26 protein-coding genes are annotated in these 20695 nt (G+C 74.7%); 14 read left to right on the top strand and 12 right to left on the bottom strand.

Features of this window, described 5'->3' with window-relative positions:
• Positions 1-137 precede the first annotated feature (137 nt).
• The gene (gene nucS, locus ACFXGA_RS25105) at positions 138-797 is read right to left on the bottom strand and encodes an endonuclease NucS (protein ID WP_378091678.1); all 660 of its coding nucleotides are present in this window, start codon (positions 795-797) and stop codon (positions 138-140) included.
• 56 nt (positions 798-853) lie between these two features.
• On the opposite strand from nucS, the gene ACFXGA_RS25100 reads away from it, so the two are divergent.
• The 4 genes from ACFXGA_RS25100 to ACFXGA_RS25085 all read left to right on the top strand — a co-directional run bounded on the left by ACFXGA_RS25100 (position 854) and on the right by ACFXGA_RS25085 (position 3731).
• Entirely contained in the window at positions 854-2248 is a 1395-nt protein-coding gene (locus ACFXGA_RS25100) for an amino acid permease (protein WP_378091676.1), read from the top strand.
• Positions 2249-2250: 2 nt separating this feature from the next.
• On the top strand, positions 2251-2787 hold the full coding sequence (locus tag ACFXGA_RS25095) for an NUDIX domain-containing protein (protein WP_378091674.1): 537 nt from the start codon (positions 2251-2253) through the stop codon (positions 2785-2787).
• Positions 2784-3305, top strand: coding sequence for a GNAT family N-acetyltransferase (locus ACFXGA_RS25090; RefSeq protein ID WP_378091672.1), 522 nt, complete (start codon positions 2784-2786; stop codon positions 3303-3305). Before ACFXGA_RS25095 ends, ACFXGA_RS25090 begins: the two co-directional genes overlap by 4 nt.
• Positions 3306-3380: 75 nt before the next feature.
• Positions 3381-3731, top strand: a complete 351-nt coding sequence (locus ACFXGA_RS25085; protein ID WP_378091670.1) for a DoxX family protein — start codon at positions 3381-3383, stop codon at positions 3729-3731.
• Here the strand turns inward: ACFXGA_RS25085 and ACFXGA_RS25080 are convergent.
• Complete coding sequence (locus ACFXGA_RS25080; protein ID WP_378091668.1) at positions 3728-4501, bottom strand: enoyl-CoA hydratase-related protein; 774 nt, start codon at positions 4499-4501, stop codon at positions 3728-3730. The two genes, ACFXGA_RS25085 and ACFXGA_RS25080, sit on opposite strands and share 4 nt — an antisense overlap.
• 56 nt (positions 4502-4557) lie before the next feature.
• On the opposite strand from ACFXGA_RS25080, the gene ACFXGA_RS25075 reads away from it, so the two are divergent.
• Complete coding sequence (locus tag ACFXGA_RS25075; protein WP_378091666.1) at positions 4558-5391, top strand: hypothetical protein; 834 nt, start codon at positions 4558-4560, stop codon at positions 5389-5391.
• A gap of 4 nt (positions 5392-5395) precedes the next feature.
• On the opposite strand, the gene ACFXGA_RS25070 is transcribed toward ACFXGA_RS25075, so the two are convergent.
• The gene (locus ACFXGA_RS25070; RefSeq protein ID WP_378091664.1) at positions 5396-6346 is read right to left on the bottom strand and encodes a GlxA family transcriptional regulator; all 951 of its coding nucleotides are present in this window, start codon (positions 6344-6346) and stop codon (positions 5396-5398) included.
• A 72-nt stretch (positions 6347-6418) separates the two neighbouring features.
• Here ACFXGA_RS25070 and ACFXGA_RS25065 point away from each other — a divergent pair, with 72 nt between their 5' ends.
• The 3 genes from ACFXGA_RS25065 (at position 6419) to ACFXGA_RS25055 (ending at position 8426) form a co-directional block, all read left to right on the top strand.
• Entirely contained in the window at positions 6419-6952 is a 534-nt protein-coding gene (locus ACFXGA_RS25065; protein WP_378091662.1) for a cysteine hydrolase family protein, read from the top strand.
• Between the two features lie 147 nt (positions 6953-7099).
• Positions 7100-7633, top strand: a complete 534-nt coding sequence (locus tag ACFXGA_RS25060; RefSeq protein ID WP_378091660.1) for a VOC family protein — start codon at positions 7100-7102, stop codon at positions 7631-7633.
• Positions 7626-8426 (top strand): MerR family transcriptional regulator, encoded by an 801-nt coding sequence (locus tag ACFXGA_RS25055; RefSeq protein WP_378091658.1) that lies wholly within the window; start codon positions 7626-7628, stop codon positions 8424-8426. Before ACFXGA_RS25060 ends, ACFXGA_RS25055 begins: the two co-directional genes overlap by 8 nt.
• A gap of 12 nt (positions 8427-8438) precedes the next feature.
• On the opposite strand, the gene ACFXGA_RS25050 is transcribed toward ACFXGA_RS25055, so the two are convergent.
• Positions 8439-10430 (bottom strand): protein meaA, encoded by a 1992-nt coding sequence (locus tag ACFXGA_RS25050; RefSeq protein ID WP_378091656.1) that lies wholly within the window; start codon positions 10428-10430, stop codon positions 8439-8441.
• A 220-nt stretch (positions 10431-10650) separates the two neighbouring features.
• Here ACFXGA_RS25050 and ACFXGA_RS25045 point away from each other — a divergent pair, with 220 nt between their 5' ends.
• Complete coding sequence (locus ACFXGA_RS25045) at positions 10651-10950, top strand: hypothetical protein (protein WP_378091654.1); 300 nt, start codon at positions 10651-10653, stop codon at positions 10948-10950.
• 7 nt (positions 10951-10957) lie between these two features.
• Here the strand turns inward: ACFXGA_RS25045 and murA are convergent, their stop codons facing one another.
• The gene (murA, locus tag ACFXGA_RS25040) at positions 10958-12214 is read right to left on the bottom strand and encodes a UDP-N-acetylglucosamine 1-carboxyvinyltransferase (RefSeq protein WP_378091652.1); all 1257 of its coding nucleotides are present in this window, start codon (positions 12212-12214) and stop codon (positions 10958-10960) included.
• Positions 12215-12308: 94 nt separating this feature from the next.
• Here murA and ACFXGA_RS25035 point away from each other — a divergent pair, with 94 nt between their 5' ends.
• The 3 genes from ACFXGA_RS25035 (at position 12309) to ACFXGA_RS25025 (ending at position 14313) form a co-directional block, all read left to right on the top strand.
• The gene (locus ACFXGA_RS25035) at positions 12309-12881 is read left to right on the top strand and encodes a cob(I)yrinic acid a,c-diamide adenosyltransferase (protein ID WP_378091650.1); all 573 of its coding nucleotides are present in this window, start codon (positions 12309-12311) and stop codon (positions 12879-12881) included.
• A gap of 75 nt (positions 12882-12956) precedes the next feature.
• A complete protein-coding gene (locus ACFXGA_RS25030; protein WP_378091648.1) occupies positions 12957-13640 on the top strand; it encodes an alpha/beta fold hydrolase in 684 nt (227 codons plus the stop codon).
• Between the two features lie 4 nt (positions 13641-13644).
• Positions 13645-14313 (top strand): winged helix-turn-helix transcriptional regulator, encoded by a 669-nt coding sequence (locus ACFXGA_RS25025; protein ID WP_378091646.1) that lies wholly within the window; start codon positions 13645-13647, stop codon positions 14311-14313.
• A 95-nt stretch (positions 14314-14408) separates the two neighbouring features.
• Here the strand turns inward: ACFXGA_RS25025 and ACFXGA_RS25020 are convergent, their stop codons facing one another.
• On the bottom strand, positions 14409-14759 hold the full coding sequence (locus ACFXGA_RS25020; protein WP_378091644.1) for a winged helix-turn-helix transcriptional regulator: 351 nt from the start codon (positions 14757-14759) through the stop codon (positions 14409-14411).
• Between the two features lie 90 nt (positions 14760-14849).
• Between ACFXGA_RS25020 and ACFXGA_RS25015 the strand changes: the two genes are divergently transcribed.
• Positions 14850-15722, top strand: coding sequence for an NAD(P)-dependent oxidoreductase (locus ACFXGA_RS25015; RefSeq protein WP_378091642.1), 873 nt, complete (start codon positions 14850-14852; stop codon positions 15720-15722).
• 4 nt (positions 15723-15726) lie between these two features.
• Here the strand turns inward: ACFXGA_RS25015 and ACFXGA_RS25010 are convergent, their stop codons facing one another.
• Together ACFXGA_RS25010 and ACFXGA_RS25005 are read right to left on the bottom strand one after the other, a co-directional pair.
• Positions 15727-16158 (bottom strand): DUF2550 domain-containing protein, encoded by a 432-nt coding sequence (locus ACFXGA_RS25010; RefSeq protein ID WP_378091640.1) that lies wholly within the window; start codon positions 16156-16158, stop codon positions 15727-15729.
• A 22-nt stretch (positions 16159-16180) separates the two neighbouring features.
• Positions 16181-16546 (bottom strand): F0F1 ATP synthase subunit epsilon, encoded by a 366-nt coding sequence (locus ACFXGA_RS25005; protein WP_378091638.1) that lies wholly within the window; start codon positions 16544-16546, stop codon positions 16181-16183.
• Positions 16547-16865: 319 nt separating this feature from the next.
• On the opposite strand from ACFXGA_RS25005, the gene ACFXGA_RS25000 reads away from it, so the two are divergent.
• Positions 16866-17612, top strand: a complete 747-nt coding sequence (locus ACFXGA_RS25000) for an IclR family transcriptional regulator (protein ID WP_378091636.1) — start codon at positions 16866-16868, stop codon at positions 17610-17612.
• Between the two features lie 104 nt (positions 17613-17716).
• Here the strand turns inward: ACFXGA_RS25000 and ACFXGA_RS24995 are convergent, their stop codons facing one another.
• The 4 genes from ACFXGA_RS24995 to ACFXGA_RS24980 form a co-directional block, all read right to left on the bottom strand.
• Entirely contained in the window at positions 17717-18415 is a 699-nt protein-coding gene (locus ACFXGA_RS24995) for an anti-sigma factor family protein (protein ID WP_378091634.1), read from the bottom strand.
• A complete protein-coding gene (locus ACFXGA_RS24990; protein WP_378091632.1) occupies positions 18412-18963 on the bottom strand; it encodes a sigma-70 family RNA polymerase sigma factor in 552 nt (183 codons plus the stop codon). Before ACFXGA_RS24990 ends, ACFXGA_RS24995 begins: the two co-directional genes overlap by 4 nt.
• An 81-nt stretch (positions 18964-19044) precedes the next feature.
• On the bottom strand, positions 19045-19953 hold the full coding sequence (locus ACFXGA_RS24985; RefSeq protein WP_378091630.1) for a DUF1996 domain-containing protein: 909 nt from the start codon (positions 19951-19953) through the stop codon (positions 19045-19047).
• Positions 19954-20046: 93 nt separating this feature from the next.
• A complete protein-coding gene (locus tag ACFXGA_RS24980) occupies positions 20047-20511 on the bottom strand; it encodes a hypothetical protein (RefSeq protein WP_378091629.1) in 465 nt (154 codons plus the stop codon).
• Positions 20512-20695 lie beyond the last annotated feature (184 nt).

The following is a 20695-nucleotide window of genomic DNA, read 5'->3' as shown; positions in this document are numbered from 1 at the left end:
GAAGTGCGGAAACGTCGTGGTGGCCTTCGCGTCACATTACCGTGCCGGGCCGAATACCGGCACGACAGGGGAAAGTGCCCGAGCCCGTTCCGGCCGCTCGCCGCGACGGGATCACCCGTCCGGTGGACCCGGACGACTCAGAACAGCCGGAACTCGTCGGACTCGATGCCGCGCAGCGCGTCGTAGTCCAGCACGACGCAGCGGATGCCCCGGTCCTCGGCCAGGGTGCGCGCCTGCGGCTTGATCTGCTGCGCCGCGAACACGCCCTTCACCGGCGCCAGCAGCGGGTCGCGGTTGAGCAGTTCCAGGTAGCGGGTCAGCTGCTCGACGCCGTCGATCTCGCCGCGGCGCTTGATCTCGACCGCCACGGAGCCGCCGGCGGCGTCGCGGCACATCAGGTCGACCGGGCCGATCGGGGTCGGGAACTCGCGGCGGACCAGGGTCCAGCCCTCGCCCAGCGTGGTGACGTGCTCGGCCAGCAGCTTCTGCAGGTCGGCCTCGACGCCGTCCTTGACCAGGCCCGGCTCGGGGCCCAGCTCGTGCTTGGAGTCGTGCAGCACCTCGGCCAGGGTGATGATCAGCTTCTCGCCCGCCTTGTTCTGCACGACCCACATGTCCGGGTCCTCGATCAGCCAGCACGGCGGGCTCATCCAGTTCAGCGGCTTGTACGCGCGGTCGTCGGAGTGGATCGACACCGAGCCGTCCGCCTTGATCAGCAGCAGCCTCTGCGCCATGGGCAGGTGGGCGGTGAGGCGTCCGACGTAGTCGACCTGGCAGCGAGCGATGACGAGGCGCACGGCCGACAGGCTACGGGGTGCGAACGCCGAACCACCGGCAGGTACCGTCGGCCGACGTGTCACCGCTGCGGCAGCTCCTGCGCACCAAGCCCGTCGACCCGATCGCCGACGAGGGCGCGCACCAGGGGCTGCGCCGCAGCCTCGGGCTGTTGCCGCTGGTCGCGCTCTCCGTGGGCGCGACGCTGGGCACGGGCATCTTCGTCGTGCTCGGCCAGGCCGCGCCGGTGGCCGGGCCCGCGGTGACCGTCTCGTTCGCCGTGGCGGCCCTGGCGGCGTTGTTCTCCGCGCTGTCCTACGCCGAGCTGGCGGGCGCGGTGCCGCTGTCCGGGTCGGCCTACTCCTACGCCTACGCGACGCTGGGCGAGCTGGTCGCGTGGGTGTGCGGGTGGTGCCTGCTGCTGGAGTACGGCGTGTCGGTGGCGGCGGTCGCGGTCGGCTGGAGCGGCTACCTCAACGCGTTCCTCGACGCCGCGCTCGGGTTCCCACTCCCCTCGGCGCTGTCCGGTGAGGTGGTGAACCTGCCGGCGGCGGTGGTCGTGCTGCTGGCCACGGCCGTGCTGCTCGGCGGGGTGCGGGAGAGCGCGGCGGTGACCACGGTGACCACGCTGCTCAAGGTGGCGGTGCTGGTGTTCTTCGTGGTGGTGGCGGTGTTCGGGTTCCGCGCCGGCAACCTCGCGCCGTTCGCGCCGGCCGGGGTCGCGGGCATCACCGGCGCGGCTTCGCTGGTGTTCTTCTCGTTCATCGGGTTCGACGCCGCGTCCACGGCCGGCGAGGAGGCGCGCGACCCGCAGCGGGACCTGCCGAGGGCCATCGTGATCTCGCTGGCGGTGGTCACGGTCGTGTACGTGCTGGTGGCGCTGACCGCCGTGGGCGCGGTGGGCGTGGACGCGCTGGCCGGTTCGGACGCGTCGCTGGCCGCGGTGCTGCTGCGGGTCACGGGCTCGGGGTGGCCCGCGACCGTGCTGGCGGCGGGCGCGGTGGTCGCCATCGCGTCGGTGGTGCTGACCGTCCTGTACGGACAGACGCGGGTGCTGGTGGCGATGGCGCGGGACGGCCTGGTGCCGCGGGTGTTCGCCCGGCTGGGCGCGAAGCGGGTGCCCGCGGTGAACACCGTGCTGGTGGGCGTGGTCGTCGCGGCGCTGGCCGCGCTGGTGCCGCTCGGGCAGTTGGCGGAGGCCACGAGCATCGGCACGCTGGTGGCGTTCAGCCTGGTCAACGTGGGCGTGGTGGTGTTGCGGCGCACCCGGCCCGACCTGCCGCGCGGCTTCCGCACGCCGTGGGTGCCGGTGGTGCCGCTGCTCGGGTTGGGGATGTGCGTGGTGTTGGTGGCGGGCCTGGCGCCCGCCACGTGGACGGCCTTCGGCGTCTGGTCCGCCGCGGGTCTGGTGGTGTACTTCGCCTACGGGCGACGCCGGTCGGAACTCGCCCGGCATTCGGCACAGGGAGAGTGATCGTGGAAACCCTCGGATCGCGTGAGGTGTACGCGAACCAGTGGATGGTGGTCCGGGAAGACGCCATCGGGCGCCCGGACGGGACCACCGGCATCTACGGCGTGGTGGACAAGCCCGACTTCGCGCTGGTGATCCCCATGGACGGCGAGCGGCTGCGGCTGGTCGAGCAGTACCGCTACCCGCTCGGCATGCGGCGCTGGGAGTTCCCGCAGGGCACCGCGCCCGAGCGGGCCGACGAGGAGCCGCTGGCGCTCGCGCGGCGCGAGCTGCGGGAGGAGACCGGGCTGCGGGCGGGCCGGCTGGTGCAGCTCGGCATGCTCGACGTCGCGCCGGGCATGTCCAGCCAGCGCGGCCGGGTGTTCCTGGCCACCGAGCTGACGGAGGGCTTCCACGAGCGGGAGCACGAGGAGCAGGACATGCGCTCGGCGTGGTTCCCGCGGGCCGAGTTCGAGGCGATGGTCGCGCGCGGTGACATCACCGATGCCCAGTCGATCGCGGCGTACACGCTGCTCCTGCTGCACGAGCACGCGCAACCGTGACCACCGGCATCGCGGAGCTGACCTCCGCCGAGCTGCTGGCGTGCGCCGAGGGGCTGGCCGACGTGCTGGCCGACGCCGTGGCGGACGGCGCGTCGGTCGGGTTCCTCAAGCCGCTGTCGCGGGTGCAGGCGCTCAAGTGGTGGCGGGCCAGGGCCGCGCCGGTCGCGAACGGCGTGCTGGCGCTGTGGGTGGCGCGGGACGGGGGCCGCGTGCTCGGCACCGTCCAGGTGCGGTTCGCCGACCCGGCCAACGGCGCGCACCGCGCCGAGGTGGCCAAGCTGATCGTGCACCGCGACGCGCGCGGGCGGGGCCTGGGCCGCGCGCTGCTCGACGTGGCCGAACGGGGCGCGGCCGAGCGCGGCGCGACCCTGCTCGTGCTGGACGCGCGAACCGGGTCGGCCGCCGAGCGGTTGTACCGCCGGGCCGGCTGGACCGAGGCGGGCGTGATCCCGGACTACGCCGCCGACCCGGACGGCGAGCTGCGGCCGACGACGTTGTTCTACAAGCGGGTGGGCTGACCGGTCACCTCGCGCGCCGCCCGCACGTCGGGTGGGTGGGCAGCCGCCCGCTCACCCGGACGTCCGGAGGTTCCCGTGGCCGCAGCGCACGTCGTCGTCACCGTCCTCACGATCCTCGCCAACGCCGGCATCGCCGTCGCCGACCTGGCGCGGGCGCGCTTCGTCCTGGCCAACTCGGCCGAGGTCGGCGTGCCCGCGTCGTGGGTGCCCGCGCTGGGCGCGCTGAAGGGCGCGGGCGCGGTCGGGCTGCTGCTCGGCCTGCTCGGGGCCCCCGTGATCGGCCGGGCGGCGGCGGTCGGGCTGGTGCTGTTCTTCGTCGGCGCCGTCGTCGCGCACCTGAAAGCGCGCGTGCTGCACAACATCGCGGCGCCCACCGCGTTCCTGGCCCTCGCCGTCGCCTCCCTCGCGCTCGACCCGGCCCGCTAATCGGTCCAGACGGCCTGGCGCTTCTCCAGGAACGAGGACATGCCCTCCTTGGCCGCCGGGGTCTGTGACGCCGCCGCCATCACCTCCGCCGCGATGGCGTAGGCGTCGGCCTCGGGCCGGTCGAGCTGGGCGTAGATCGTCTGCTTGCCCAACGCCTTGCTGGCCCGGCTGCCGCGGGTGGCGCGCCGCATCAGCTCGTCCACCGCGTCGTCCAGCTCGGCGAGCGGCACGACGCGGTTCACCAGGCCCCACCGCTCGGCGGTGCGCGCGTCCACCGCGTCGCCGGTCAGCGCCAGCTCCATCAACCGCTTGCGCCCCACCGCGCGGGCCACCGGCACGGCCGGGGTGTGGCAGAACCAGCCGCCCTTGCCGCCGGGCAGGGCGAACGCGGCCTCCTCCGCCGCCACCGCGAGGTCGCACGACGCCACCAGCTGGCAGCCGGCGGCGGTGGCCAGGCCGTGCACGCGGGCGATGACCACCTGGGGCACGGACTCGATGGTGCGCATCAGGTCCGTGCACAGGGTCAGCAGGTCGCGCACGCCCTCCAGGTCGCGGGACGCCACGTCGGCGAAGTCGTGCCCGGCGGAGAACACCGGCCCCTCGCCCGCGAGCACCACACCCGCGGCGTCGGACGCGGCGACCTCCCGGAACGCGGTCAGCAGCTCCGCCAGGTGCTCGGCGGACAACGAGTTGCGCCGTGCGGCGCGGTCCATGGTGATCCGCACGACGTCATCCGTGCGGTCGACGCGGATGTGCTGGTATTCGGCCATGTTGCGACCGTAACCGGCGGTGCAACCACCTGCCGGGGGAACACCGTCAAGCGGGCATGGGACTGCGATTCTTGGCCCTCGCCCTGGCGTTGTTGGCGGCGGGGTGCGCGGCCCGCGGCGAGTCGGCGCTGCCCGACCTGCCCGAGCAGCGCGCGATGCCGGGTGCGCCCGGCCGGACCGCCGGACCGGACCCGGCGTCCTTCCCGGTGACCGCCTCGCCGCGCCCGATCGTGCTGATCGGTTCGCCGCCGGCGTTGGTGCGCACGGCGGGCAGCGAGCAGGAGAAGGTCGCCGCGGGCAGCGGCCGGTTCACCTTCGGCGGCGTCGAACCGCCGACGCCGGGACCGGTGTCGGTGCGGCTGCCCGACGGCCCGGCGACGTTCCCGGTGATCGGGGTGCGCGAGGCGCTGACCGCGATGTCGGCGGACGGCCGTGACGGCGATCCGCTGGAGTTCGTGGCGGTGGAGCTGGGCACGGCCGAGTTCCCCACCGACCGGGGGCGGCGGGAGCTGCCCGCGTGGCGGTTCTCGACCGCGCTCGGCAGCGTGTGGGCGTGGCCCGCGATCACGCCCGACGCGTTCTGGCGGCTCGGCGAGGTGGGTTTCGCCCTGGACCAGGGGGCCGTCGCCGACGGGCGGCAGCTGGAGGTCCAGCTGCCCGCGCCGGCCCCGCCGTGCCCCGGCGAGGAGCCGACCGTCCTCGAACCGGTGGTGGAGGAGGGCGCGACGGCGGTGAAGGTGGGGGTGCGGACGGTGAGCGGCGGTGGGGGCAGCTGCGTGCGCGACGCCATGTACCGCAGCCAGACCTACACCGTGACCCTGGCGGAGCCGTTGGGCGCGCGGTTGCTGGTGGACGACAACGGCGGGGTCTTCGCCGTGGCGACGCGGTGAGGCGTCAGGACGCCGCGGGCACGCGGAACGTGCGGCGGTAGGCGTCGGGGGTCACGCCCAGCTCGCCGCGCAGCCGGCGGCGGAGGTTCGCGGCCGTGCCGAGGCCCGCGCGCTCGGCGACGCGGTGCACCGGCAGGTCGGTGGTCTCCAGCAGGCGCCGGGCCAGCCGGACGCGTTGCACCTGGAGCCACCGGCCGGGCGTGTCGCCGGTGGCGGCCAGGAAGGCCCGGTGGAAGGTGCGCTCGCTCATGCCCGCGTGGGCGGCGAGGTCCGCCACGCCGATGGGCGAGCCCAGCCGGTCCACCGCCCAGTCCACGGTGGCCGCGATGCCGGTCCGGCCCGGCCGGGTGGGCAGCGGCGGGTCCACGTACTGCCGCTGGCCGCCCTCGCGCGTCGGCGGCATCACCAGCCGGCGGGCCAGGGCGGCGGCCACGTCCGCGCCGTGCGCCCGGCGCACCAGGTGCAGGCACAGGTCCAGCCCGCCCACCACGCCGGCCGACGTCAGCACCTCGCCCTCGTCGGCGAACAACACGTCGCGCACCACCCGGGCGCGCGGCGCGGCCGCCTCCAGCGCGTCCAGCAGCCGCCAGTGCGTCGTCGCCGCACGGCCGTCGAGCAGGCCCGCCGCCGCGAGGGTGAAAGCGCCCGAGCACAACGCGGCCACCGTGCCGGTGCAGGACCGCAACGCGCGCACCACCGCGTCGGGCACGGGCGCGAGCGGGTCCACCCGGCCCGGGACCAGCACCAGGTCGCAGTCGCGCAGGCCGGACAGCCCGTGCGTGGCCGGGATGACGCCCACCGGCCGCACGGGCGTCGCCGCCCGGCCCGGGGCGCACAGCCGCAGCGTGAACGGCCCGATCCCGGCGTCGGTCCGGTCCACGCCCCACACCTCGCCGACCACCGAGACGTCGAACGCCCGGGTCCCGGGCAGCAGCAGGACACCCACCGTGCGCATGGCAGGAAAGTACCCCAACGCGCCGGTTCCGCCACTCCCGCTCCGGGCCGCCGCGACCGCAGACTCGACGCCATGACCGACCACACCGCCCTGGTCCTGATCGACGTGCAGCGCGCCTTCGACGACCCCGTCTGGGGCAAGCGCAACAACCCCGACGCGGAGGCCAACATCGCCCGCCTGCTCGACGCGTGGACCGGCCCGCTGGTGCTGGTCCGCCACGACTCCACCAAGCCCGGCTCGCCGCTGCGGCCCGGCGGGGACGGCAACCGGTTCAAGCCGGAACTCGACCGCGCCGTCCCCGACCTGGTGTTCGGCAAGAGCGTCAACTCGGCGTTCCACGGCGAGGTCGACCTGGACGCGTGGCTGAAGGGGCGCGGCGTCACCGACCTCGTGCTCGCGGGCATCCAGACCAACATGTGCGTCGAGACGACCGCGCGCGTCGGCGGCAACCTCGGCTACCGCGTGCGGGTCGTGCTGGACGCCACGTTCACGTTCGACCTGGAGGACCTGACCGCCGACCAGCTCGCCCACGCCACGGCCGCCAACCTGCGCGGCGGCGGGTTCGCCGAGGTCGTGACCACGGACGACGTGGTCCGGAGCACCTGACCGCGGGGTTCGCCGACGCCGTGACGACGCGCGCCGCGGTCCGGGGCACCCGACCACGGCCGCCCGTTCACCCGGATCGACGGACGTGGCCCAGGACACGTCACCGCGGCTTGACCCTCACGCAACGTCAGGCCCGAGGGTGGCCGCATGAGCGACTACTACAACGCGTTCGAGATCAGCCCCGTGCCCACCCCCGGCCCGGACGCGGTCGCGCCGGAACCGTTCCGGGGCATCTACGGGATGCCCGCGTTCGTCACGATCCCGACCGACGACCTGGCGGCGTCGGTGGACTTCTGGGTGCGCGGGCTCGGGTTCATCGAGCTGTTCGCCATCCCCGGCACGCTGGTGCACCTGCGCCGGTGGGCGTTCCAGGACGTGCTCCTGGTCGCCGCGGACGGCGTCGCGGAGCGACCGCCCGCGATGAGCGTCAGCTTCGCGTGCGTGCTCGACCAGGTCGACGGCCTGGTCGAGTCCTGCCGCGCGGTGCGACCCGGCTCGGCCGGCGACCCGCGGGACACGCCGTGGAACACCCGCGACGTGGAGGTGATCACGCCCGAGAACGCGCGGGTGGTGTTCACCGCGGCGAAGCCGTTCGACCCCGCGAGCGAGGAGGCGCGCGGCCTCGCCGCCGTCGGGATCACCCCGCCGGACACCGGCGACCACAATGAGGGCCGTGCCTGACACCGACGACGACGGCCTGACCGTGGGCCAGGTCTCGTCGCGCCTGGGCGTGACGGTCCGGGCGCTGCACCACTGGGACGGGATCGGCCTGGCCCGGCCGTCGCTGCGCACGGCGGCCGGGTACCGGCGCTACACCGCGGGCGACCTGGAACGCCTGCACCGCATCGTGGTCTACCGCGAGCTGGGCCTCGGCCTGGACCGGATCCGGGCCGTCCTGGACGACTCGGCCGCGGACGTGCCCGCCGCGCTGCGCGCGCAGCGGGCCCAGGTCACCGAGCGGATCGAGCACCTCCGGCGGCTCGGCGCGGGGCTGGACCGGATGATCGAGGCCCACGAGCGCGGCCTGCTGCTCACCGCCGAGGAGCAGGCCGCGATCTTCGGCCCCCGGTGGAACCCGGACTGGCCCGCCGAGGCCCGCCGCCGTTACGGCGACACCCCGCAATGGCTCCAGTACGCCGAGCGGTCCGCCGAGCGCGGACCCCGGGAGTGGCAGGCCGTCGCCGACGCCGTGGCCGCCTTCGAGCGCTCCCTCGGCGAGGCGATGGACGCCGGGGTCGCCCCCGGCAGCCCGGAGGCGGACCACCTCGCGGAGCGGCACCGCGAGGTGTTCGCCGCGTACTTCCCGCTCACCAGGCGGATGCAGGTGTGCCTGGGCCGCGGGTTCGAGTCCGACCCCGGTTTCGCCGCCCACTACGACGGCATCCGCCCCGGCCTCGCCGCCTGGTTCCGCCTGGTCGTCGACGCGAGCGCACGCGCCCACGGCATCGACCCGGACACCGCGACCTGGGAGTGAGGACGGGCGCGGCTACAGGCCGTTCGCCTCCCGGACCACGGACACGATCTCGTCCATGATCCCGGTCAACTCGTAGTCCTTGGGCGTGAACACCCGGGCCACCCCGCGGGCGCGCAGCTCGGCGGCGTCGTCGGGCGGGACGATCCCCCCGACCACCACCGGCACGTCCTCGGCGCCCGCCGCGCGCAGCCCGTCGACCACCGCGGGCACGACCTCCAGGTGCGACCCGGACAGGATCGACAGGCCCACCACGTGCACGTCCTCCTGCACGGCGGCGGCGACGATCTGCGCGGGCGTGAGCCGGATGCCCTGGTACACGACCTCGAACCCGACGTCGCGGGCCCGCACGGCGACCTGCTCCGCGCCGTTGGAGTGGCCGTCGAGCCCCGGTTTGCCGACCAGGATCCGCAGCCGCTCGCCCAGCTCCCCGCCGGTCGCCCGCACCCGCTCGCGCACCCGGGCGATCTCCGCGCCCGCCTCGCCGGACGCCGCCGCGGCGGACACCCCGGTCGGCGCGCGGTACTCGCCGAACGCCTCGCGCAACGCCTGCGACCACTCGCCGGTCGTCACGCCCGCGCGGGCGCACGCGAGGGTGACCTCGACCAGGTTCTGCTCCGTCCTCGCCGCCGCGCGCAGGTCGTCCAGCGCGGACTTCACCAGCGCGTCGTCGCGGGACGCCTTCCACTCGCGGATCGCCTCGACCGCCTGCCGCTCCACGACCGGGTCGATCTGCTCGATGGCGTTCGCGCCCTCGGCCTGCAACGGCGACGGCTCCGTGGTGGCGAACCGGTTCACGCCCACCACGACGTCCTCGCCGGACTCGACCCGCCGACGCCGTTCGGCCAGCGACGACACCAGCGCCGACTTCATGTAGCCGGACTCGACCGCCGCGACCGCGCCGCCCATCGCCTGCACGCGGTCGATCTCGGCCCGCGCGCCCTCGACGATCTCGTCCACCTTGGCCTCGACCACATGCGAGCCCGCGAACAGGTCCTCGTACTCCAGCAGGTCCGTCTCGTAGGCCAGCACCTGCTGCATCCGCAGCGCCCACTGCTGGTCCCACGGCCGGGGCAGGCCGAGCGCCTCGTTCCACGCGGGGAGCTGGATGGCCCGCGCCCGCGCGTCCCGCGACAGCGTCACGGCCAGCATCTCCAGCACGATCCGCTGCACGTTGTTCTCCGGCTGCGCCTCGGTCAGCCCGAGCGAGTTCACCTGCACCCCGTACCGGAACCGGCGGTGCCTGGGGTCGGCGATGCCGTACCGGTCGCGGGTGATCTCGTCCCACAACCGGACGAACGCCCGCATCTTGCACATCTCCTCGACGAACCGCACGCCGGCGTTGACGAAGAAGGAGATGCGGGCGACGACCTCGCCGCGCCGCTCCTCGGGCACCTGGCCCGAGTCGAACACCGAGTCCAGCACGGCGATCGCGGTGGACATCGAGTACGCGATCTCCTGCACGGGCGTCGCGCCCGCCTCCTGCAGGTGGTACGAGCAGATGTTGATCGGGTTCCACCGGGGCGCGTTCGACACGGTCCACGCGACCACGTCGGTGATCAGCCGCAGGCTCGGCCCCGGCGGGAACACGTACGTGCCGCGGGACAGGTACTCCTTGATGATGTCGTTCTGCGTGGTGCCGGCGAGGGCCGCGCGGTCCGCGCCCTGCTCCTCGGCCACGGTCACGTACAGCGCGAGCAGCCACATGGCCGTCGCGTTGATGGTCATGGACGTGTTGGCCTCGCCCAGCGGGATCCCGTCGAAGAGCTGCCGCATGTCGCCGAGGTGGCTGATCGGCACGCCGACCTTGCCGACCTCGCCCCGGGCCAGCTCGTCGTCCGGGTCGTAGCCGGTCTGCGTGGGCAGGTCGAACGCCACGGACAGCCCCGTCTGGCCCTTGGCCAGGTTGCGGCGGTACAGCGCGTTGGACGCGGCGGCGCTGGAGTGGCCCGCGTACGTCCGCATCACCCACGGGCGGTCGCGCTCTCGGTCGGCCGGGTACGGCACGGCAACCCCTGTGTCTCTGGCCGCTGCTCCGCAGACGGCGGCGAAGTCGCCGGCAGGTCGTCGTTCGCGCCTGGCCCGCCGACGGTCGAAGGGCGTGCACGTCGGCGGACGAGTCGCGAACGACCGACGCGACCTCGCGGGCGGGTGGGTCCCCCGTAGCGTACTGACCAGTAACCTCCACCGTGCGTGCCGTTGCTCACTGAATCGTGACTGCGGCAGCATGGAGGGCGTGACGGCGCTCACCACCTTCCTGCTCATGGTGATCGTGTTCGGGCTGCTCGGCCTGGTGCTCTACTGGGCGTTCGGCGTCGACCGGCGGGCCGTGCCCGACCACACCGGCGACGACTTCGGCCTGCTGACCGAGGTGGCCGCCGTGCCGACCCCGGTCGCGGCCGACGTCCTGGTCCGGCGCCTGCGCGCGGCGAAGATCAAGGTGACCGTGGTGAACCGGAACGACCTGCACCGCCTGCTGGTCTTCCCGGCCGACGCGCCCGACGCCCGGCTGCTGCTCCGGCAGTGACCCGCCGTCAGGCGTTCACGCGCTCCACCGTCGCGCCGAGCTTGCGCAGGTTCTCCAGGAACCCGGGGTAGCCGCGCTCGATGTGGAAGATCTCGTAGACCTCGGTCACGCCGTCCGCGCACAGCCCGGCCAGCACGAGCCCCGCCCCGGCGCGGATGTCGGACGCCCACACCGGCGCGCTGGACAGCCGCTCCACGCCGCGCACCACCGCGTGGTGGCCGTCGGTGCGCGCGTCCGCGCCCAGCCGCACCATCTCCTCGATGAACCGGAACCGGGCCTCGAACAGGTTCTCCGTGATCATCGACGTGCCGTCCGACACGCTGGACAGCGCGATCGCGAACGGCTGGAGGTCCGTCGCGAAACCGGGGTACGGCAGCGTCACGAAGTCCACCGAGCGCGGCCGGTCCGTCTGCACCACGCGGAAACCGCCGTCGAGCGTGGTGACCTCCGCGCCCGCCATCCGCAGCTTCTCCAGCACCAGGTCGAGGTGGTGCGGGTCCACGCCGCGCACGGTGATGTCGCCGCGGGTCATGGCGGCGGCGAACGCCCACGTCGCGCCGACGATCCGGTCGCCGATCACCCGGTGCTCGGTCGGCTGCAGCGACTCCACGCCGTGCACGGTGAGCGTGGACGTGCCCGCGCCCTCGATCTTCGCGCCCATCTGCTGGAGCATCACGCAGATGTCCACGATCTCCGGCTCGCGGGCGGCGTTGTCGATGACCGTGGTGCCGTTGGCCAGCACCGCCGCCATCAGGATGTTCTCCGTCGCGCCCACGCTGGGGAAGTCGAGCCAGATCTGCGCGCCGTGCAGGCCCTCGGCCTCGGCGATCACGCAGCCGTGCTCGATCTCGCTGTGCGCGCCGAGCTTGCGCAGCCCGCTCTGGTGCATGTCCAGCGGCCGGTTGCCGATCGCGTCCCCGCCGGGCAGCGCGACCACCGCGCGCTTGCACCGGCCCACCAGCGGACCGAGCACGCAGACGGACGCGCGCAGCTTGCCCATCGCCTCGGAGTCGGCGCGGTGGTTGAGCTCCTTCGGCGTGGTGATGGTGACCACCGAACCGTCGAGGGTCACCTCGCAGCCCAGGCTGCGCAGGACGTCCGCCATCAGCGGCACGTCCAGGATCTCCGGGCAGTTCGTGATGGTGGTGGTGCCCTCGGCCAGCAGTGCCGCGGCCATCAGCTTGAGCACGCTGTTCTTCGCGCCGACGACGGCGACCTCGCCGACGAGCCGCGCACCGCCCTGAACCCGGAAGTGCTCACTCACGTAAGGAACTCCTCGCTCGTTGTGCCGCAATCCTACGGACGGTCTGAATCGTGCCCGTCCGTGGTGCGGCACTGCGGTGTCTACAGTGCTCGACATGGCCGTGCACCTGACGAAGATCTACACCCGCGTCGGCGACGACGGGACCACCGGCCTCGGCGACTTCTCCCGGGTGCCCAAGACCTCGCCCCGCATCACCGCGTACGCCGACGTGGACGAGACCAACGCCGCGCTCGGCGTGGCCCTCGCGCTCGGCGCGCTCGCGCCCGACGTCGCCGAGGTCGTGCGCCAGGTCCAGAACGACCTGTTCGACGTGGGCGCGGACCTCTGCACGCCGGTCGTGCCCGACCCGGAGCACCCGCCGCTGCGCGTCACCCAGGCGTACGTGGACCGGCTGGAGGCGTGGTGCGACGGGTTCAACTCCCGGCTGGGCAAGTTGGAGTCGTTCATCCTCAACGGTGGCACACCCGGCGCGGCCCTGCTGCACCAGGCGCGCACCATCGCCCGACGGGCCGAGCGGGCCGCGTGGGCGTTGATCGAGGTCGAGGCCGACCGGACGAACGCGCTGACCGCGAAGTACCTGAACCGGCTCTCGGACCTGCTGTTCATCCTGGCCCGCGTGGCCAACCCGGACGGCGACGTGCTCTGGCGGCCGGGCGCGAACGCCTGACCGGACCCGGTGGCGCTTCCTGTTTTTGAAGCATACAGTTCGAAAACAGGAAGTTGCCTGACCGGGAGGTCGACCATGACCGCGTACATCCTCGTCCACGGCGCGTGGCACGGCGGCTGGGCCTGGGAGCGGGTCGCGCCCCTGCTCACCGCGGCCGGCGCGCACGTCGCCACGCCCGACCTCACACACGACCGCGACGTCGGCCTCGCCGAGCACGCCGAGGAGGTGGTGGCCGCGATGGACGCCGTGACCGACCCCGACCTGGTGCTCGTCGGCCACAGCTACGGGGGCCTGGTGGTGCGGCAGGCGGCCGACCGGCGGCCGGACCGGGTGGCGCACCTCGTGCTGCTCGACGGCTGGGCCGGGCCCGACGGCGCGAGCCTGACCGACCTGGCCCCGGACTGGTTCGCCGCCCGCGTCACCGCCGCCGCCGGACCCGACGGCCTGATCCCCCCGCCCGGACCGGCCGCGTACGGCGTCACCGACCCCGACGACGCCCGGTGGCTCGCGCCGCGGCTGCGCGCCCACCCGCTGCGGTCGTTCACCGAGCCGGCCCGACTGGGCGGCGCGGTCGACCGGATCCCCGGCACGGGCGTGCACTGCGTGCCCGAAACGTTCCCGTTCGCCCGGTTCGCCGCCGACCTCGGCTACGCCACCGTGCCGGTCGACGGCCCGCACGACGTGGTGCTGACCCACCCGCGGCGGGTGGCCGACGTGCTGCTCGACCTCGGGAGCCGGGTCGCGCCGACCCTAGGATGAGCGGGTGGAGCAGCGGACGTACAACCAGTACTGCGCCACCGCGCGCACGCTCGACCTGGTCGGCGAACGCTGGACCCTCCTGCTCGTCCGCGAGCTGCTGACCGGGCCGAAGCGGTTCGGCGACCTCCAGAGGAGCCTGCGCGGCCTGGGCACCGGGCTGCTGGCCGCCCGGATGAAGCACCTCGAACGCGAAGGGCTCGTGCGGCGGGTCACCCTCCCGCCGCCGGCCCGCACCCCCGCCTACGCCCTCACCGAGGCGGGCCGCGACCTCGGCCCCGCCGTGCTCGCGCTGGCCCGCTGGGGCGCGAAGTGGGCGATGGGCGAGCGGCGCGCGGACGAGGCGTTCCACCCCGGCTGGGCGGTGCTCGCGCTGGAGGCGTTCTTCGACCCCGCCGCCGCGGCCGGCGTGCGGGTGACCTACGAGTTCCGGGTCGGCGACGAGGTGTTCCACGTGCGCGTGGACGACGGCGCGGTGGAGGCCGCGCACGGTCCGGCCCAGCACCCCGACGTCGTGGTCGAGACCGGCGAGGACGTGTTCGCCGACCTGGCCGCCGGCCGGTCGGGCCTGGCCGAGCAGGTCGCCGCCGGCGCCGCGACGGCCACCGGCGACCGGGACGCCCTGCGCCGGCTGGCCGAGGTGTTCCCGCGGCCGACCCCCGCCACCCGCGGGTGACCGGCGATCAGAACACCGACCGCGACCGGAACACCGCGTGCGTGAGCGGGTGACCGGCGGTCGGGACGCCGCCCGCGTCGGTGGGTGGCCGGCGGTCAGGACGCCGCCGACACCTTCTCCGCGCCGATGCGCCGGATCCGCTCGGCACCCCACCGCCCCAGCGCGGACAGCGCCTCGTTGAGCGAGCGCCCGTCGTCCGTCAGCGAGTACTCCACCCTGGGCGGCACCTCGGGGAACACCTCGCGGCGCACCAGGCCGTCCTCCTCCATCTCCCGCAGGTGCTGCGCGAGCATCTTCTCGCTCACGCCCGGCAGGCCCCGGCGCAGCTGGGCGAACCGCCGCACGCCGTGCTCGTCCAGCTCCCACAGGATCAGCGACTTCCACTTGCCGGACACCACGTCCATCGCGGCGTCGATGCCGCAGATGTAGGGACCTCGCCGTGCCATCGCCCCTCCGGGGGTGCTTACCAAAAGGTGGGTACTGCACAAAATAGTCCGTACTGGCCAGAAGGGCTGGGCCGGACGGACGATCACCGCATGACGAACACGAACGCGACCGCGACCGTCCTCGGGCTCGGCGAGATGGGCTCCGCCCTCGCCGCGGCCCTGGTCCGGGCGGGCCACCCCACCGCGGTCTGGAACCGCTCGCCCGGCCGGGCCGACGCCCTCGTCGACCTCGGCGCCACGGCCGCCGCCACCCCGGCGGACGCCGTCACCGCGTCCGACGTGGTGGTCGTGTGCCTCTTCGACGCCGCCTCCGTGCGCGAGGTGCTCGACCCGGTGGCCGACCTGCTCGCCGGTCGCACCCTGGTCAACGTCACCACCACCACGCCCGAGCAGTCCCGGGAACTCGCCGCCTGGGCCGCCGGGCACGGCGCGGTGTACCTGGACGGCGGCATCATGGCCGTGCCGCACATGATCGGGCAGCCCGGCTCCTCGATCCTCTACAGCGGCTCGGCCGCCGCGTTCGAGCGGTGCCGCCCGCTGCTCGACCTGTGGGGCGAGAGCGCCTACTTCGGCGAGGACCCGGGCCTCGCGCCGCTGTACGACCTCGCCCTGCTCTCCGGCATGTACGCGATGTTCGCCGGGTTCCTGCACGGCGCGGCCATGGTCGCGGGCGCGGGCATCACCGCCGGCGAGTTCGCCGAACGGGCCGCCTCGTGGCTGTCCGCGATGACGGGCGCGTTCGCCGGGTTCGCCGCCGTGGTGGACGGCGGCGACTACACCGTGCCGGGGCAGCAGAGCCTGGAGTTCTCCAACCTGGACACCATGATCGACGCGAGCGCCGCCCAGGGCATCTCCACCGAGGTGGTCGGGATGGTGCAGGCCCTGATCCGGCGGCAGGTCGACGCCGGTCACGGCAAGGAGGGCTTCGCCCGGATCTACGAGAGCATCAGGAACCGGGCCTGAGCCGCTAGGAGGCCCAGGGAATGGAACGGCCCGGAGGCGCCGACTCCAACCAGGACAGGAAGCCGGTCAGCGCGTCCGGGCCCATCGCGATCTCGACCTCGCCCTTGGTGCCGCGACACCGGAGCACGACCGCGCCCGTGGGCATCGCGTACGCCTCCGGCGCGGTCGGCTCGCGGCGGTCGTCGATCTCGAAACCCTCGCGGGAGATCACCATGTCGGGGCCGGTGCGCAGGCTCAGCACCCGGAACCAGGTGAACTCGTCACCCCGGTAGTGCCCGACGCCCAGGTGCCAGCCCCGGCCCGAGTCGTCGATCCTGGACCTCAGCGCGACGTGCACACCGCCCGCGCGCAACACCCGGACGCGGCGCCACGCGAGGTACGCGAGGACCACCACCGCACCGAACAGGACCACCCCGACCAGTTCGGCGATCCCCACGGCGTCTGCCCGCTCGTCCGCGTCAGGCCGAGTGACCCGCGGCGCGCAGCCGCGCGATGGCCCGGGCCCGGTGCACGTCGTCCGCGTTCTGCGCGTCCGCTCGGGCCTGCTCCACGTCGATCTCGTCGGACAGCTCCGCGTCCTCGGCGAGGATGCTCACGCCCTCGCCGGTCACGGAGAGGAACCCGCCGTGCACGGCCGCCGTGACGAGCTCGTTGTCCGTGGTCCTGATCCGGACGACGCCGCCCTCGACGAGCTGCCCGAGCACGGGCTCGTGGCCCGGCAGGATGCCGATCTCGCCTTCGAGGGTCTGCGCGACCACCGAGGTGGCCGTGCCGGACCACAGGCGACGTTCCACGGCGACCAACTGGACGGTCATCTCGGCCACGCGCATCTCCCTGGGTCGACTGGAGTCACCCGCAGTCTAAACGGTGACCCGAACCGGCCGCCGCACCAGCCACCCCCACCCGGGGGGGGGCGCGCCGGGCCGGGCGCCCCCCCCCCCCGCCGCGGGGGAGAGCGCGGCGCGCGCGCCCCCCCCCCCGCGGCGGAGACCCCCCGCGGGGGGGCTGGGGGGGCGGCGGCGCCCCCGCGCGCCCCGCCCCCCCACCCCGCCGCCGCCGCCGCGCCCCCCCCGCCCCCCCGCGGGGCGCCTCGGTGAGTGCGCGCCCCCCCACCCGCCTTCCGTTGAGTGGAAGACTGGGCACGTGCCGGCACCGAAGTCGCTGCTCGAACGCGCGTTCTCGTTGTTGTCCGTGTTCAGCGTGGACCGGGCGGCGGTGACGCTGTCCGACCTGAGCCGCCACTCCGGCCTGCCGCTGAGCACCACGCACCGGCTGGTGGCGTCCCTGGTCGAGCTGCGCGCCCTCGACCGCACCCCGGACGGCCGCTACTGCGTGGGCCTGCGCCTGCTGGAGCTGGGCGCGCTGGCCCCGGGCAGCCTCGACCTGCGCGAGCGCGCCCTGCCGTTCCTGGAGGACCTCTACGAGGTGACGCGGCACAACGTGCAGCTCGCCGTGCGCGACGGCACGGAGGTCGTCTACGTCGAGCGGATCTCGGCCCGCGACGCGGTGAACGTGGTGACGCGGGTGGGCAGCCGGATGCCGCTGCACTGCACGGGCGTCGGCCTGGTGCTGCTGGCCGCCGCGCCCCTCGACGTGCAGGAGGCCGTGCTCGCCGCGCCGCTCAAGCGGTACACGCCCAGGACGATCGCCACGCCGCGGCACCTGCGCGAGGCGCTGGCCCGGGTGCGCCGCGACGGCTACGCCATCAGCGACCGGCAGATCGAGATGATCACGTACTCGGTCGCCGCGCCCGTGCGCGGCCAGGACGGCGACGTGGTGGGCGCGGTGTCCGTCGTGGTGCCCACGGGCACGCGCACCGACACCGTGGTGCCCGCCGTGCGCACGTGCGGCCTGGCCATCTCCCGCGCGCTGGGGTGGGCGTCCCCCTGAAACGCCCGGAGGGGGGGGGGGGGCGGCGCGGCGGCCGCGGGCGGGGGGGGGCGCGGGGCCGGGAGCCCCCGGGCGCCGCCATCGCGCACGGGGGTTCCCGCGCCTCACACCGGCACGGTGACGATCCGCTCGTCGTCGAAGTTGCGCACCTCGATCGCCGCGACGTCCTCGGGCGCGATCAGCGCCGAGCCGTCGAGGTTCGTGCCGTCCCGCTCCCCCGCCGGCGAGACCAGCCAGCTCCCCGCCTCCTGCCTGCTGCCGTCCTTGGCCACGACGAACAGCCGGCACTTCTCGTCCCGCGCGATGCCCGAGACGGACGCGTTCACCCTGACCCACCCGGCGGCGGGCCGGAGCTGCACCGTCATCCGCGCACCGGTCACGGGGTCCACGGCCGAGCCCACCCTGGTCCCGGCCGGCGGCGCGGGCGGGTTCGACGTCTGCGTGGCCACCACGTCCGGCGCGGTGCCCCGGCCGACCGCGAACCCGCCGCCGAGCACGATCGCGGCCACCGCGGCGGCGGCCAGCCCCAGGCCGACCCGGCGGCGGCGCATGCGCACCTCGCGCTCGGACCGCACCTGCCGCAACGTCCGCTGCAACAGCAGGTCCCCGTCCTCGGGCGGGCCGTCGAGCAGCGCCTCGGGCGGCACGTCGCCCAGGGCCTCCTCCACCGCCCGCAGCCCGTCCAGCTCGGCGCGGCACATCGGGCAGGACGACAAGTGGTCCTCCACCACGCGCGCCTCCCGCTCGTCGAGGACGCCCAGCACGTACGCGCCGAGCAGCTGTGGATCGTGGTTGGCGGTCATCCGGCCACCCCCTTCAGCGCGGCCCGCTGCCCGGCGAACGTCTCCCGCAGCGCCCGCAGCGCGTAGTGCGACCTGGACTTGACCGTGCCCGGCGGCACCCCGAGCGCCACGGCCGCCTCGGTCACGCTGCGTCCCCGGAAGTAGATCTCCAGCAGCACGTCGCGGTGGTCCGACGACAGCCGGTCGAGGGCTTCGAGCACGACCACCGAGTCCACCACGGAATCGGCGTGGTCGCGCTGCACCGGCGGGGTCGCCTGGGTCTCGGCGACCTCCTGCGGCCGGGCGGCCCTGGCCCGCGCCCGGTCCGTGACGATGTTGCGCGCCACCGTGAGCAGCCACCCGCGCACCGAGCCCTTGCCGTTGACCAGGGCGTCCGGGTGTCGCCAAGCGCGCACGAGGGTTTCCTGGACGACGTCCTCGGCCGCCGCCCGGTCCCCGGTCAGCCGCGTCGCGTAGGCGAGCAGCGCCCGACCGTGCTCCTCGTAGAGGGACCGGATCAAGGCCTCGTCGGCCGCGGCCTCCCGTCTCCGGGACCACAGAGCCGCCATCCACCCACTCCTCTCGTCACCCTCCCGCCACGGACACGGATGCCGGGCGGTTCCGGTTCACCGCGGCGCGGGAGGAGTTCGTCAGGAGCAGGTCCGGCCGGTGTTCACGCAGGCCGTGACGCGGTCCATCAGCTCGTCCGGCATGACGTTGACGAACATGGCGTGGTCGGTGCGCGGGTCGTGCCGCTGCTCGGGGAAGCTGTCGACGGCGTACGGGCGGCCGGCGGGCACGTCGTAGGCGACCCGCACGCGCAGCTTCGGCACCGGGAACGTGCCCGGCGGGCACACCCCGTTCGAGCCGGGGAACCCGGCGTGCGCCCGGTGGCTCGGGCTGTCGGTGTTGCGGCCGTCCCAGCAGCTCGGGAAGTCGAACGTGCGCAGCACCATGCCGCCGGGACCGCAGCGCGGGTAGCGGTCGGTGTGCCGGTCCTCGAACCCCGTGCAGCTCCACCGCACCCGGCCGCGCCCGGTGGTCAGCGCCGCCGGGTCGCCGGTGATCATGCGCAGGAACCGCGGCATGGGCACGACCTGGCTGACCGGGTTGCCGGTGAACGTGATCTCCACCCGCGCCGGGGGCAGCACCTCGCCGGTGTTGCCGTGCACGCCGCCGCCGGGCGCGTGCTCGTCGTGCCCGGTCCGGTCGGTCAGCCGCAGCACCGGCCAGTAGTAGGTGGACGGGTCGCCGGCGACGCACGTGGTCGTCGCGGCGGCCAGCGACTCGTCGGTGGAGCCGGCGTCGGTGCTGCGGTTGCCGACGTACTCGTGGGTGTGGTGCGCGCCGAACGGCCGGCCCGGCGCGATGACCACGTTGTCGGCGTTGAGGTGGCGCTCCTCGTTGCGGCCGCAGTCGACGCGGAACGTGCCGGTCGAGGCGTCCCCGGTGGTGGTGACCGACTCGGCCGCCACCGGCACCTCGTCGATGGCCACGGTGCGGGCGTCCGAGCAGCCGACGGCGAGCACCAGCACCAGCAGCGGCGGCCACCACCTCACGCGCCCAGCTTATTCGGCCGGGGCGGGCCGATCGACCGGCTGGGACGGCGGAGGGTGCGGGCGCACGGCCCGGCGGGCCCGTGCGGGCGAGCGCTACGGCGCGCGTGTGGCGGAACCGGCGACGAGCACCCGGCCGTCCACCGTGACGACGCTGACCGCGGCCACCTCCCCGGGGTCCACGAGCACGGCTCCGGCCAGGGCCGTGCCCTCGGGCGGGCGCGCGGCGACCCAGCCGCCGGCCGGGTGCGTGCGGCCGTGCGCGTCGGTGACCACGAGCCGGCACCGCTCCCCCGCGGCGACGCCCTCCACCACCGCGCTCAGCCGCACCCAGCCGTCGGCGGGCGTGACCGAGGTGGTCATCCGCACGCCGTCGGCCGTCGTGGCGGTCACGACCAGGACCTCGGGCGCGCTGTGCCGGCCGAGGTGGACGCCCCCGGCCAGCACCGCGGCGGTGAGCACGGCGCCCACCGCCGTGACGGCCCCGCCGCGCCGCCTGCGGTCGCGCGCCCTCTCGGCGCGGACCCGGCGCAGCGCGCGGTCGAGGATCGGATCGGGCATGTGCTCTCGTTCAGCCGGTGCTCGGTCGTGCCCCGAGCGGTGACGGGTTGCGGCGGTCGTGGCGCATGGGCGGTGCCTCCCTCGGCGGCGGCGGACACCTCTGACACGGCCCCGCCGGTCGTTCGGTTCACCCGGCCCGCCCGACCACCCGAACGGGGGGGGGGGGGGGCGGGGCGGCCGCGCC

The organism is Actinosynnema sp. NPDC059335 (assembly GCF_042752395.1).
Lineage (GTDB): Bacteria > Actinomycetota > Actinomycetes > Mycobacteriales > Pseudonocardiaceae > Actinosynnema.
The sequence above is the reverse complement of the archived record's forward strand: the minus strand, read 5'-3'. Positions and strand labels throughout refer to the sequence as shown.

Bases quoted from the DNA above. Each gene is read 5' to 3' on its own strand.
- ACFXGA_RS24980 (WP_378091629.1), bottom strand. From the start codon at position 20,511: ATGCCCGATCCGATCCTCGACCGCGCGCTGCGCCGGGTCCGCGCCGAG.
- ACFXGA_RS25015 (WP_378091642.1), top strand. From the start codon at position 14,850: ATGACGAACACGAACGCGACCGCGACCGTCCTCGGGCTCGGCGAGATG.
- ACFXGA_RS25030 (WP_378091648.1), top strand. From the start codon at position 12,957: ATGACCGCGTACATCCTCGTCCACGGCGCGTGGCACGGCGGCTGGGCC.
- ACFXGA_RS25065 (WP_378091662.1), top strand. From the start codon at position 6,419: ATGACCGACCACACCGCCCTGGTCCTGATCGACGTGCAGCGCGCCTTC.
- ACFXGA_RS25045 (WP_378091654.1), top strand. From the start codon at position 10,651: ATGGAGGGCGTGACGGCGCTCACCACCTTCCTGCTCATGGTGATCGTG.
- ACFXGA_RS25035 (WP_378091650.1), top strand. From the start codon at position 12,309: ATGGCCGTGCACCTGACGAAGATCTACACCCGCGTCGGCGACGACGGG.
- ACFXGA_RS25075 (WP_378091666.1), top strand. From the start codon at position 4,558: ATGGGACTGCGATTCTTGGCCCTCGCCCTGGCGTTGTTGGCGGCGGGG.
- ACFXGA_RS25060 (WP_378091660.1), top strand. From the start codon at position 7,100: ATGAGCGACTACTACAACGCGTTCGAGATCAGCCCCGTGCCCACCCCC.
- ACFXGA_RS25020 (WP_378091644.1), bottom strand. From the start codon at position 14,759: ATGGCACGGCGAGGTCCCTACATCTGCGGCATCGACGCCGCGATGGAC.
- ACFXGA_RS25070 (WP_378091664.1), bottom strand. From the start codon at position 6,346: ATGCGCACGGTGGGTGTCCTGCTGCTGCCCGGGACCCGGGCGTTCGAC.
- ACFXGA_RS24995 (WP_378091634.1), bottom strand. From the start codon at position 18,415: ATGACCGCCAACCACGATCCACAGCTGCTCGGCGCGTACGTGCTGGGC.
- ACFXGA_RS25080 (WP_378091668.1), bottom strand. From the start codon at position 4,501: ATGGCCGAATACCAGCACATCCGCGTCGACCGCACGGATGACGTCGTG.
- ACFXGA_RS24990 (WP_378091632.1), bottom strand. From the start codon at position 18,963: ATGGCGGCTCTGTGGTCCCGGAGACGGGAGGCCGCGGCCGACGAGGCC.